This is a genomic window from Sphingobium sp. FW305-3-2-15-F-TSA7, assembly GCF_058787155.1.
The window spans coordinates 1-13,079 of the sequence record NZ_JBYSZM010000020.1 but is presented as its reverse complement, the minus strand read 5'-3'; the positions used below and the strand labels follow the sequence as shown (position 1 = coordinate 13,079).

The 13,079-nt window shown below is 66.1% G+C and carries 9 protein-coding genes; 5 read left to right on the top strand and 4 right to left on the bottom strand.

What is annotated here, in order from left to right; genetic code table 11:
* Nucleotides 1-28: 28 nt before the first annotated feature.
* The 4 genes from AC3WN8_RS16430 to AC3WN8_RS16415 all read right to left on the bottom strand — a co-directional run bounded on the left by AC3WN8_RS16430 (nucleotide 29) and on the right by AC3WN8_RS16415 (nucleotide 3,703).
* Nucleotides 29-1,126: an acyltransferase family protein gene (locus AC3WN8_RS16430; RefSeq protein WP_492670533.1), complete on the bottom strand. Its 1,098-nt coding sequence runs from the start codon at nucleotides 1,124-1,126 to the stop codon at nucleotides 29-31.
* A 29-nt stretch (nucleotides 1,127-1,155) separates the two neighbouring features.
* The gene (locus AC3WN8_RS16425) at nucleotides 1,156-1,359 is read right to left on the bottom strand and encodes a hypothetical protein (protein WP_492670532.1); all 204 of its coding nucleotides are present in this window, start codon (nucleotides 1,357-1,359) and stop codon (nucleotides 1,156-1,158) included.
* Nucleotides 1,360-1,395: 36 nt separating this feature from the next.
* Entirely contained in the window at nucleotides 1,396-2,502 is a 1,107-nt protein-coding gene (locus AC3WN8_RS16420) for an NADH:flavin oxidoreductase/NADH oxidase (protein WP_492670531.1), read from the bottom strand.
* Nucleotides 2,503-2,602: 100 nt separating this feature from the next.
* Complete coding sequence (locus tag AC3WN8_RS16415) at nucleotides 2,603-3,703, bottom strand: FAD-dependent oxidoreductase (RefSeq protein WP_492670530.1); 1,101 nt, start codon at nucleotides 3,701-3,703, stop codon at nucleotides 2,603-2,605.
* Nucleotides 3,704-3,857: 154 nt separating this feature from the next.
* Here AC3WN8_RS16415 and AC3WN8_RS16410 point away from each other — a divergent pair, with 154 nt between their 5' ends.
* From AC3WN8_RS16410 to AC3WN8_RS16390, 5 genes are all read left to right on the top strand, one after another.
* Nucleotides 3,858-4,421, top strand: coding sequence for an RNA polymerase sigma factor (locus tag AC3WN8_RS16410; protein ID WP_492670529.1), 564 nt, complete (start codon nucleotides 3,858-3,860; stop codon nucleotides 4,419-4,421).
* A 9-nt stretch (nucleotides 4,422-4,430) separates the two neighbouring features.
* The gene (locus AC3WN8_RS16405) at nucleotides 4,431-5,411 is read left to right on the top strand and encodes a FecR family protein (RefSeq protein ID WP_492670528.1); all 981 of its coding nucleotides are present in this window, start codon (nucleotides 4,431-4,433) and stop codon (nucleotides 5,409-5,411) included.
* A 104-nt stretch (nucleotides 5,412-5,515) separates the two neighbouring features.
* On the top strand, nucleotides 5,516-8,128 hold the full coding sequence (locus tag AC3WN8_RS16400; RefSeq protein WP_492670527.1) for a TonB-dependent receptor domain-containing protein: 2,613 nt from the start codon (nucleotides 5,516-5,518) through the stop codon (nucleotides 8,126-8,128).
* A gap of 52 nt (nucleotides 8,129-8,180) precedes the next feature.
* Nucleotides 8,181-10,640, top strand: coding sequence for an alpha/beta hydrolase family protein (locus tag AC3WN8_RS16395; RefSeq protein ID WP_492670526.1), 2,460 nt, complete (start codon nucleotides 8,181-8,183; stop codon nucleotides 10,638-10,640).
* Nucleotides 10,641-10,791: 151 nt separating this feature from the next.
* A partial coding sequence (locus AC3WN8_RS16390) for a TonB-dependent receptor (protein ID WP_492670620.1) occupies nucleotides 10,792-13,079 on the top strand: 2,288 nt, incomplete at its 3' end.

The following is a 13,079-nucleotide window of genomic DNA, read 5'->3' as shown; positions in this document are numbered from 1 at the left end:
GTGCTTTCAAGCCGCGAAGCCCATGACTTCAAACACGTAGCTGCCAGCCGCGCCGGATCAGCGCCAGTGTGATCGCGATCGACAGGGCGCCGGCAATGATGGCGTAGAGCAGCGACGTCCAGGCCGGCGACAGGCCCAGCCGCATCAGCGCGTCGAAGGAGAGCGCCCAGATCCGCCGGCCGCCGACGGACAGGACGAGCAGGGCGGTGAGCAGCGCGTGGACCACGTAGAGCGTCAGCGCATCCTTGCCGAGGATCGCCGTGAATCGTGCCGGCGGACGCTCACCGATCATCGGCCACAGCACGCGAAGCGCGGCGAGCAAGGCCAATCCGATGCCGGCGGTCGCCAGCGCGAAGCTGGGTGTCCACAGCGCCTTGTTGAGTGGCCAGACCATCAGCGCGGCGGCAGCGAGGGCAAGACAGAGCAGCGATGCAACGGCAGACTCCGTTACCGGATTTCGCCCCGACACTGCCCGGCGCTGGACGGCGACGCCGATCAGTCCGGTCGCGATCGCGGACAGTGTCGACAATGGCCCTTCGGGATCCCAGGTCTCGCGAAACAGCCGCCCGGGCAGCAGCGCGCGATCGAGCCAGCCGCTCAATCCCTGGCCGGGCGCCATGCTTGCAACGGCTTCCCCCGGTGCGGGCAGATGGAGCAGCGCGCCATGAAGGATGAGCAGGGCGACGGCGAAGATCGTCGGCACCATCCATCCCCGCGTTGCACGGCAAATGATCGCGCAGACCAGATAGACGATCGCGATCCGCTCCAGCACGCCGGTAAAGCGGATCGACGCAGAGTCGAGCCGCGCATGGACGATAGCGCCGATCAGCGTGCCGATCGCCAGTCCGATCAGATAGAGCAGGATTGCGCGCCGAGCGATCCGGCCCGCGCCGGCCGGCGGATCGCGGTGATCGAGCGCCAGCGGCAATGCCAGTCCGGAAGCGAGCAGGAACATCGGGAAGACGAGGTCGGCAAAGGTCAGCCCGTCCCATTCCGCATGGACGAGCATGGGAAAGGCGACTTCGCCCGATCCTTGCAGATTGACCAGCACCATGCCGAGCACGGCGATGCCGCGCAGCGCGTCGAGTGCGCCGTCGCGTGCGGTGTGGAGGTTCGATCCCTGCACGCGCATCTCCCCCTGGCATGCTGCGACGCCTAGTCCTCGATCAGATCCAGATAGCTCACCACATCATTGTCGGTCGCGATGAACAAACCGTCCTGCAATTCGGCAGGCTGCTGCGCCGCGATCGTCAGCGCTTCGCCGAGCGTGCCGTAGAACAAGGTTGTCGCCGCACCGCCCTCCGCTTCGCCATCGAGATGATAGAGCCTGACCGATACGCTGTCCGAAACCGTTCTCATGGGGCGATGATGCCCCGGACCTGCACGCGCCGCAACTCAGCCATTTGCGAATAGCGTCTTGAACTGACGCGGCTGCGAGCGGAGATATTGGTTGGGTGCCGTCACCTGGCCGCCCAATGCCGCCGCCGCATGCCAGGGCCAGCGCGGATCGTAGAGAATGGCGCGCGCGAGCGCGATCATATCGGCGTCGCCGGTGGCGACGATCGCTTCGGCCTGCTCATAGTCGGTGATCAGGCCGACCGCGACCACCGGGATGGTCACCGCCTGTTTGACCGCGCGGGCCAGCGGAACCTGATAGCTGGGGCCGACCGGGATCGCTTGGGCAGGATGGAGGCCGCCGCTGGAGACGTGGATCGCGGCGCAGCCGCGCGCCTCCAATGCCTGGGCAAAGGCGATGGTCTGTTCGATATCCCAGCCGCCCTCGACCCAGTCGGTGCCGGAAACGCGCATCGTCACCGGCCGCTCGGCGGGAAATGCTGCGCGAACCGCTTCGAAGATCTCGAGCGGAAAGCGCATCCGGTTTTCGAGCGAGCCGCCATAATCATCGTCGCGGCGGTTCGACAGCGGCGAGAGGAACTGGTGGAGCAGATAGCCGTGCGCGCCGTGGATCTGGACGGCGTCGATACCGAGCCGCGCGGCGCGGACCGCCGAAGCGACAAATGCATCGCGCACGCGATCCATGGCGGCGCGATCGAGCGCGACCGGCGCATTCTCACCGTCGGCAAAAGCGATGGGAGAGGGGGCGACGGTCTGCCAGCCATGTGGATCCGAAGGCGAGATCTGTCCGCCGCCCTTCCACGGCGCTTCGACTGAGGCCTTGCGTCCGGCATGGGCGAGCTGGATCGCGACCGGCATCGGCGACCATCTGCGGATGCTTTCCAACGTCCGGCCGATCGCCGTTTCGGTCTCGTCGTTCCACAGCCCGACATCGGCCCAGCTGATCCGCCCTTCGGGCAGCACCGCCGTCGCCTCGATGGTGAGCAGGGCCGCGCCCGACAAGGCAAGCTGCCCTAGATGGATCAGATGCCAATCGGTCATGCAGCCGTCCTCGGCCGAATATTGGCACATTGGCGCGATGACGATGCGATTGGAGAGGTTGAGCCCGCCGATCTCGATCGGCTGGAACAGGCGGGGCTGACTCATGATGGTCTCCAATGCTGGGATAGGCGGGAGAGTGGACGGCGGGATGCCGCTTGGCCGGCGAGATGAGTGGCCGGTACGGCGGTTTCAATGCCCCTGCGGTTCAGCAGCGAAAGCCGTTGAAGAATTCCTGATGCGACCGGATGATCCGCTCCGCCGTTTCCGGATCGGGCGTGGTCGACCAATTGTCGAGTTCGAACGTGCCGCCGAGCATAATGCCGTCGGCGCGCGGGAACATATAGCCGGCACGCCCGGCAAAGGCGTAGCCGATCTCGGGCTGGGGCAGCAGCACCGCGAGCTGGCCGCGCGCCGGGCGCAATTCCTGGTCGCCCACCAATTCGCGGGCGCCCAGGCCGGTGCAGTTGAAGACGAGGCGCTCGGGCAGGCCCGCGATATCGCCCGGCGCGAGCTTGCGGATCTCGATCCTGCCGCCCGCGACCTGGATATCGTGAAGCATCTGGCGCAGGAAACGGCCGGTTTCGACATAGAGCGTGACATAGCGGCCGACGGATTCGACCGGAAAGGGATGTTCCTCCGGCCGGAGGATGCGGTTTTCCGGGGGGAAGGTGTCGAACAGCGGCGTTTCGGGTTGGCTGCGCTCGGTATAGGTGGGCAGCCAGTGAATGCCGTAATCGTCGCCGACCATGATCTGGAAGCGCCGCCAGCTATAGTCCGCCGCGGCGAGATATTGCCGCCGCCATTCGGGCGTGACCGCATCCTTGTCGAACAGGCCGAACGGATGCCATTGCCCGCCCGCGATGTTCGATGTCGTGTCGGGCGGCAGCGCCGCGGCATAGATGGTGACGGGAAAGCCGGCCTCCTGCAGCAGCCGCGCCGTCGTCAATCCCATGACGCCGGCACCGATCACTGCGACGGACCCTTTGTGCCCGGGCAACCCCAGGTCGACCGCCAGCCTGGAACTGCCCCAGCTCAGCGTGATCCCTGCGCCGCCATGGCCGTAATTATGGACCAGCTTCGTCGCGCCCATCTGTTCGGCGCGAACGACGAAGCCCGATGCGCGATAGGGGCGCAGCCCCACCAGATGCCGGATCACGCGTTCGGGCGCGACATTCACCCTTGGCAGGCAGGCAGGTTTGGCGCCGGCGCTGGCGACACGGGCAGAGGTGCAGCCCGAAGTCAGCAGAGCTGCGCCACCAAGCGCGCTGGAACCGAGAAAAGCGCGGCGGGACGGTAACGGAATCATTGGAAGAAACTAGCTGCCGGCCGCGTTGGCGCAAGCCGTGAAGCAGGGGGCGTCAATTCCCTGCAAAAAAAATCGGCATATTTCCTCCGGAAAATGCCCGGCCATGTGTCTAAGCTGGATTGGCCGCGAGTGGGTGCGGTGGCGAAGGGCAGTGATGGAGGATCGGGACCGTCAGGCGCGGATCGCGGAATGGGTGACACGCACCGTGCTGCCCTGCGAGCATCTTGTGCGCGCATGGCTGGCGCGATCTCTGGTCAGTTCGTCCGACAGCGACGATCTGATCCAGGAGGCATATTGCCGCCTCTCCAACGTCGAGGCGTTTGAACAGATCGCACGCCCCGACGCGTTCTTCTTCCAGATCGTCCGCAACCTGCTGCTCAATCATATCCGCCGTGCCCGGCTGGTGCGGATCGAGACGGTGGCCGAACTCGACGAACTGGGCCTGGCGGACAGCGCGCCGTCGCCCGAGCGGGTGACGGGCGCGCGTCGCGACCTCGAACGCGTTCGTGCCTGCATCGCCGATCTACCCGAACGCTGCCGCCGGGTGTTCGAGCTGCGCCGCGTCGAGGGGCTTTCGCAGCGCGAGATCGCCGAGCGGCTGGGGGTGAACGAGAATGTCGTCGAATATGAAGTGGCGCGCGGATTGAAACTGGTGGTGAAGGCGCTGCGCGCCAGAGGCGACGATGTGGCGGATTTTTCGCGCATTGGGGCGCGGTGAGGTGAAGCGATGACGACACGGCAAAGCGCTGAAGCGATCGAGGATGAGGCGGCCGACTGGCTCGCCCGGCTCGATCGCCATGGCCGCACGCCCGAATTGCTGGCCGAACTCGATCACTGGCTGGCGGGCGACACCCGTCGGCGCGGCGCGTTGCTGCAGGCGGAGGCAGCGTGGAACCTGCTGGTCGGCGATTTTCCGGTGGCGGAGCGCGAGGAGGGCATATCGTCCACGTCTCCGACGTCCGGGCTGTTCAGCCGTCGCCGGCTGATCGTTTCGGGTGGAGCGGCGGCGCTTGCGGCATCGGTTGCGGGCGGCATGCTGCTGATCGGACGCGGTGAGGAGTATGATACCGCGATCGGCGAGATCCGCCGCGTGCCGCTTGCCGACGGATCGATCGCGACGATCAACAGCGCCAGCCGGCTGACGGTGGCGCTTGCGCCCGAACGGCGGATCGTCCGGCTGAGCGAAGGAGAGGCCTGGTTCCAGGTCGCGCACGACAGGGCGCGGCCTTTCGTTGCCGAGGCCGGACGCATCCGCGTCCGCGCGGTCGGCACCGCCTTTGCCGTGCGCCGCCGCGAGGATGGCAAGGGCTCGGTCGGCGGGGCGGAGATATTGGTGACCGAAGGCGTGGTCGAGGCCTGGGTCGATGGCGCGGAGGGGCAGGCGATCCGTCTGTCGGCCGGTCAGCGCGCCTTTGTCGCGGACAATGCCGCGGTCACCGGTCGATCCGACGCCCCGGCCGAAATCACGCGCGCATTGGCCTGGCGGGCCGGCCAGATCGATCTGGCCGGGGAAAGCCTGGCGCACGCGATCGGCGAGTTCAATCGCTACAACGCCGTGAAATTGGTCCTTGCCGATCCGGCGCTTGGTCGAGAGCCGCTCTATGGCGTGTTCCGCGTCGACGATCCGCAGAGCTTCGCCGATGCGGTGCGCCGTGGTTTCGAGGTGCCGGTGACCGCGAGCGAAACCGAAATCCGCATCGGCAGATAGGAAGATTGCAGAAAAATGACGGCGGGTCTCCGGAAAGCCGCCGTTCGACTGTCTAGGCCCTGGAAGCGGCAAGGCCGCACGGGGAAGAGACAGGGGGACCAGGGATGACGATCGCAACGACATATGCGGGAACAAGGGCGCGCAGGGCCTGGCTGGCCGCTGCGGCGACGGTCGCGCTGGCGTGCGCGGCGCCCGCTTATGCCCAATCACGCCCCATCGACGTGCCGGCGCAGCCCGCGATCGAAGCGGTTTCGGCGCTGGCACGCCAGGCCGAGGCGCAGATCCTGCTGCCGGGCCGCATCGCGCGCGGCATCCGGACCAATGCGGTGGCCGGCGACATGACGGTCGAGCAGGCGCTGCAGCGGCTGCTCGCGGGAACCGGGCTGTCTGCGCAGAAGACCGGGCCCAGGACATGGACGATCGTACGCAATGCGGCCGCGGCGGGAAACGTGCCGGCGGGGGGCGCCGGCGATGAACAGGCCTCGCTCTCCGAACAGGAAGAAGGGGCGGAGATCACCGTCACCGGCACGCGTATTCGCGGCGCGACGACACCCTCGCCGGTGATCCAGTTCACGCGCGAACAGGTGCGCGACGCCGGTTTCACCGAACTCGGCCAGGTGATCCGCAGTATTCCGCAGAATTTCTCGGGCGGGCAGAATCCCGGCATCGGCCTGGGCGCCGGCGGCATCAACAACCAGAATATCTCGTCGGGCTCGGCGCTCAACCTGCGCGGGCTCGGCCCGGATGCGACGCTGACTCTGCTCAACGGGCGCCGTATGTCGTATAACGGCTTTGTCCAGGCGGTCGACGTCTCGGTGATCCCGGTCGGCGCGCTCGACCGGATCGAGATCGTCGCCGATGGCGCATCGGCGATCTACGGATCGGACGCGGTGGCGGGCGTCGCCAACATCATCCTGCGGCGCGATTTCGACGGCCTCGACACGACTGCCCGTTTCGGTCTGCCGACCGATGGCGGCGGCGAGCAATATCAGCTGAGCGCGACGGCGGGCACAACCTGGTCCGGCGGCGGCATGATCGTCGGTTATGAATATACCGATACCAAGGCGATCTTCAGCGATCAGCGCAGCTACACCGACTATATGCCGGATCCGAACCTGATTTACCCTTCGCGTCGGCAGCACAGCGCGATCGTCAATCTGCATCACGACATTGCCGATTTTCTGGAGTTCAGCGTCGACGGGCTCTTCACCCATCGCGCATCGACCACCGGCCTGTCTTCACAGCCGGCGCAATTCGTCCGTCAGGCGGTCGAATCCACCGTCTATGCGGTTTCGCCCAGCCTGAAGGCGCGGTTGCCAGGCGACTGGTCGGTCACGCTCGGCGGCAATTACAGCCGCGACAAGACCGAGTTCGACGCCAGCTACACGATCTACTCGATCGATCTGCAGCTCGATTCCCGAGGCTGTTACTGCAACGAAAGCTATGCGGTGGAGGTCGATGCGGAAGGGCCTTTGTTCCGCCTGCCGGGCGGCGACCTGCGCGTCGCGGTGGGCGCCGGATATCGGCGCAGCGATTTCGACTATATCTCCTACACAAGGCTGACGCGGGAAAGCGGCCGGCGCAGCAGCCGTTATGCGTTCGGCGAGGTTTCGATGCCGCTGATCGGCCCCGACCAGGGCATATCCGGGATCAACCGGCTGACCGCGACCGCCGCGTTCCGATATGAGGACTATGGCGATACCGGCAGCATCACCACGCCCAAGCTCGGGCTGATCTACGAACCGATTCCGGACATGAGCCTGCGCGCATCCTGGGGCCGTTCGTTCAAGGCGCCGACATTGCTCCAGCAATATTCGGAATCGATCGTCTATCTGATGGCGATCGACGAATTTTCGGGCGTGAATTATCCGGCGGGATCGACGGTGCTGATGTCTTATGGCGGTAACCGCAATCTGAAGCCGGAACGTGCCGAGACCTGGTCGACCACCATGGCCGTCCATCCCCGCGCGCTTCCCGGATTGCGGATGGAACTCAGCTATTTCAACGTCGATTATCGCGATCGCGTCGTCCAGCCCGTCACCTTCACCGAACGTGCCTTTATCGATCCCGCCTATCGCCAGTTCCTCACCCTTGGCCCATCGGTCGCGGCGCAGAGCGATCTGATCGCGGCCTCGGCGACGGGGATCACGTACAACAGCGCCGGCGAGGATTATGATCCGGCCAAGGTCGTCGCGCTGCTCCACAATCTCTACACCAATGCGGCGCGATCCAGGGTCAGCGGCGTCGACCTGACCGCGTCCTATGCCTTCGATCTCGGCGCGGGCCATGCGCGGCTCAGCGGATCGGCGACCTGGCTGAAGGGCAGTCAGCAGAACAGCCCGGGCGAGCCCGAGTTCCGGACCGTCGGCGTCGTCTTCAATCCACCGAAATTCAGTGCGCGTGGCGGCCTGGTCTGGAACCGGGGCGGATTGACGCTCGCCGGCTTCGTCAATCATGTCGGCAGCGTGACCGACGATACGCAGGTGCCGCCGGCGCCCACCGGATCCTTCACCACGGTGGACGCCAATCTGCGCTACCGGACGGCCCCCGGAAGCTCGATCCTTTCGGACGTCGAACTGGGGCTGTCGATCCAGAATCTGTTCGACAAGAGCCCGCCGCGGATGACGCCGATCGTCGATTATGTCGTGAACTATGACTCGACCAATTATTCGGCGATCGGCCGCTTCGTCAGCCTGTCGGTGACCAAGCATTGGTGAGCATCGCCGCCGCCTGAGCGCGGCTTGATGGACGGTTCCAGGGAGGTTTCCGATGGTCAACGCCATGCGTTCGGGCATGTTGCTGCTCATATCGTGCGCCGCCGGCATGGCTCATGCTGCCAAGCCCTATGATGTCGACGATATGCTCGCGGTCGAATCCTTCGGCAGCGTCCGTTTCGATCCATCGGGCGAAAAACTGATCTACGAGCGTTACGGGCCGTTCGATCGCCAGGCCGATTTCGGCCAGCAGGATGTGATCGGCGAATTGCGGTCGAAGATCCTGGTCGTCGACCTGAACGGCTCGGGGGCATCCGTGCCACTGTTTCCGCAGGATCCGATGGGCGGTTACACGATCAGCGGGCTTTCTCCCGACGGTCGGCAACTGGTGTTCAGGCATGCCTCGCGTAGCGGCGCTCGGGTGGGCATCGTGCCGCTCGCCGGCGGAACGGTGCGGGAATTCGACTTTTCGCCGACCTATAGCCCGATCCAGCCGCTGCCCTGGATCGGGCGGGGCGTGGTGCTTGCCGCCGAACCCGCGAGCGAAGCGGTGGCGGGCGGGACCGCTGCCGCCTTTGCCGGGCTCTGGGCGCGGCGCAATCGCGGCGATGCCCCAACCGCGGGCGTGATCGGCAGCGGGCGTTTTGCCGCGTTTCCGGAAACCACCGGCGGCCTCATCCTTGCCGATACCGGCACGGCGCAGTCGGTGCCGCTGGCATCCGGGCGCTTCTCGACCTGGCACGCATCGGCCGATGGCTCGGTCGTCGCGGCGCTCCGCGAGCAAAGACTGGCGATCGATCCGACGCGCCGGATCGAGCATGGCGCGAACATGGGCGGGATCGAACGCCGATTGGTCATCCTCGATCCGCGCGCGGGGGCGAAACGGGAAGCCGATCCCTGCCAGGGCTGCGACATACTCGCGTCCTCGCTGAACTGGTCGGCGAAGGCACCGCTGCTGTCGTTCGTGGCGCGCGACGCGGGCAGAGGCTGGGACGCTGCGCGTTACCGGATATATGATCATCGCAGCGGGCGCAGTCGCGCGATCGATCTCGGCGCGCTCAAGCCGCATGTCGTGCGCGTGGGCGCGGGCATCGACATGCGGTCTGCTTGGATCGGTGAGCGGCTGGCCGTTTTCGCCGAGCCGGCCGTCGCCTCGTCGGGCGCGCCGGCCCGCGCGGACTGGTATCTGGTCGGCGAAGGAAAACCGCGCAACCTGACCGCGGGTTTTGCCGGTGCTGCTCCCGAACTGGTCGGTCTCGGCCGAAACGGCCTGATCCTGCTGCATGGCGGAGAGGCCTGGGCGGTTGACCGGACGGGCACGCGCCGCAACCTGACCGCCGCCATCGCCGAACCGGTGCAGTCCTGGCGGCCGATCGGCCCCTTCGGCCCGGTGCCCGAACAGAATCTCCAGCCGAGCGGCACCGTCACGCTGCGGATCCCGGCCGACGCATCGGGCAAGCCCGAGCGCTTGCTGTTCGTCGATACCGAGGGTGGCCGCATCGACACGGTTTCGGCATCGATGCCGGTCAGTGAGTTCGTCGCCGTGTCGCCGGCTGCCCGGCGTGCCGCGCTGGTCGAGCGCGACCATAATATGACGGTGCTCGCGGTCGTCGGGGCGGACGGGGCGCGTCGCGAGCTGGCGCGTCTCAACACGCATCTGAAGGATGTCGTCGGCGGCACGCCGGTGCGCATCGATCACAAGGGCCCCGATGGCGACGCCCGCAGCTCCTGGATCCTGCTGCCGCCAGGCTATCGGCCGGGCAAGCCCGTCGCGACGATCGTCAACGTCTATCCCGGTTCGGCCTTTTCGGGGACGACCTGGCGGAAATGGTCGCTCGACGATGTCCATGCGCTCAACGATCATATCCTGGCGGCGCACGGCTATGCCGTTCTCTACCCCTCTCTCCCGGTCGATTACGACCAGGTGCCGCGCGACACGTTGAAGGGATTGCCCGAACAGGTCTTTGCCGCCGTCGATGCCGCGATCGCGCAGAAATATGCCGACCCCGATCGGCTCGGCCTGCAGGGGCAGAGCTATGGCGGCTATACGACGGGCGCGCTTGTCGGGCTGACCGATCGATTCAAGACCGCGGTGGCGCAGGCGGGCATCTACGATCTGGTCAGCAGCTATGGCCAGTTCGTGATCGATCTGCGGTTGAAGGCCGAGAAGACCGGGCTCGACCTGTTTGCGACGAGCCTGATGGAAACGGGGCAGGGCGGAATGGGCGCGCCGCCCTGGGCCGATCCCGAACGCTATCTGCGCAACAGCCCGTTGATGCATGTCGACAAGATCAGGACGCCGATCATGCTGATGACCGGCGACCTCGATTATGTCTCGACGACGCAGACCGAGGAATTCTTCACCGCGCTCACCCGGCTCAACAAGGATGCGGTGATGGTTCGCTATTATGGCGAGGACCATGTCTACAACTCGCCCGCCAACATCCGCGATATGTGGAAACGGATTCTCGACTGGTACGACAGGACGCTCGGCGGGCCCACCGCATCCAGATAGGGGCGGGACGGTGCGCGGTTACAATTTGCGACAATGTCGCGCCAATCCTGCCATGATTTGACGACAGGTGCCCCCTAGTTCGGCATGAACCGAAGAGCATCTAGGGGCCTGTTTTGTGATCCAGCGTAAATCCGTCGCGTTCCTCACTCTCATGCTGGGCACTGCCCCCGGCGCGTTGATGGCGCAGGGGGCCGATCCCCAGCCGGCAGCCACCGCGCCAGCGCAGGCCGAAAGCACCGACGATATGTCGGACGAGGAGATCGTGGTTTCGGGCGTCCGGCCCCGCGGATCGGTGATGGGCACGATCGAGCCCGAACAGCGGCTGGGCCCCGCCGATGTCCGCGCCCTGGGCGTGACCTCGGTCTCCGAACTGATCACCGAACTGGCGCCGCAGACCAATGCGGCAGGCGGCGCACCCGTGGTGCTGCTCAACGGCAAGCGCATCTCGGGTTTCTCCGAGATCCAGGACCTGCCGACCGAAGCGATCGCACGCGTCGAGATCCTGCCCGAACAGGTTTCGCTGAGCTATGGCTATTCACCCAATCAGAAGGTGGTGAACATCGTCCTGCGGCAGCGTTTCCGCGCGATGACGGGCGAAGTGCGTGGCGGCGTCTCCACCGATGGCGGGCGCGAGAATGGCAGTCTCAATACGGGCATGCTCAGGATCCGCGGCGACGATCGCCTGTCCGTCGACCTCAAATATTCCCGCGCTGCGGACCTGCTGGAAAGCCAGCGCAATATCATTCCGACCGCCCCGGGCCGTCCTTATTCGCTTGCCGGCACGATCACCTCCACGCTTGCCGGGGGAGAGATCGATCCGGCGCTGTCCGCGCTCGCCGGCCAGGCGACCGCGATCGCCACGGTACCCGGAAGCGCCGCCACCTCCATGCCATCGCTGGCCGATTTCGTCGCTGGTGCCGGTGTCGCCAACGTCGACGATCTTGGCCGTTATCGCACGCTCAGCCCGGAGACCGAGAATTTCGCGGCCAACGCGACCTATGCGCGCGCGCTGGGCGGGGTTTCCGCGTCGCTCAACGGACGACTGGAGTTGAGCGACAGTCAATCGCTCCAGGGCCTGCCTTCGCTCGCGCTGACGCTGCCGGGGGCCAATCCATTCTCGCCCTTTGCCGACGATACGCGGCTGCTGCGCTATATCGATCAGGACGGGGCGCTCGCGCAGCGGGTGCGCGGCACCACCGGCCATGTCGGCCTGACCCTGAACGGACGGATCGCCAAGGGCTGGCAATGGTCGTTCACCGGCGCCGGCGACATGTCGGATACCCGCACGCGCACCGATCGCGGGATCTCCGCCGCCGGCATCCAGGCTTTGCTCGATGCCGGGGATGCGACGCTCAATCCCTATGGCGCCTTGCCCGGCACCTTGCTGGCGGACCGGCTGACCGACACGGCGCGATCCAAATATCGTGCGGTCAGCGGCGATCTGCTCGTCAGTGGATCGCTGTTCGATCTGCCCGCCGGCACCGTCACCACATCGATCAAGGCGGGCGCATCGGCCAACGGCTTCAACAGCCGTTCGATCCGGTTGGGCACACCCTATGCGCTCGATTATTCGCGCGAGATCGCGAGCGGTCAGATCAGCGTCGACGTGCCGCTTACCAACCGCAGTCGCGACGTTCTGGGTGCGCTGGGTGACATCTCGGTCAATATGAATGCCGGGGTGCAGGCGCTTTCCGACTTCGGCACATTGTCCACTCTGGGTTATGGTGCGCGCTGGACGCCGATCGAACAGGTTCGCATCCTGGTTTCGGCCAGCCAGGATCGCGCGGCGCCGACGGGGCAGCAGATCAACGATCCGCAGGTGGTGACGCCCAATGTCGCGGTGTTCGACTATGCCCGCGGCGAAACCGTTTTCGTCACGCAAATCTCGGGCGGCAATGCGCTGCTGCGCGAAAGCGTGCGCGACCAGTTTCGCCTCAATGCGTCGATCAAGCCGTTCGAAAAGCTCAATCTGACGCTGACCGCCAATTATCTCAACAGCCGCACGACCAATCCGATCGCGGGTTTCCCGTCGCCGACGCCGGCGATCGAGGCGGCATTCTCGCAGCGCTTCATGCGCGATGCCGATGGCACGCTGCTGCAGATCGATGCGCGGCCGATCAATTTCCTGCGCTCGCAGAGCGAAAGGCTGCGCTGGGGCTTCGACCTGTCGATCCCGGTCAAGTCGAGCATCCAGAAGAAGATCGAGGCCTGGCGCGCCGCCGGCGCGAAACCGGAGGACCGGCCCGAGGAGTTGCGGGCACTGTTCGGCAATCGCCGGCGTGGGGAAGGCGGCAACTCTGGTGAAGGTGGCCAGCGGCGCGAAGGTGGCCAGAATGAGGGGCGTCAGAATGACGGCGGGCCGCGCAATGCCGGTCCGGATGGAGCGGGCCCCGGTGGTGGGCCGGGCGGCGGGGGCGGCCGGATGCGCTTCGGCGGCGG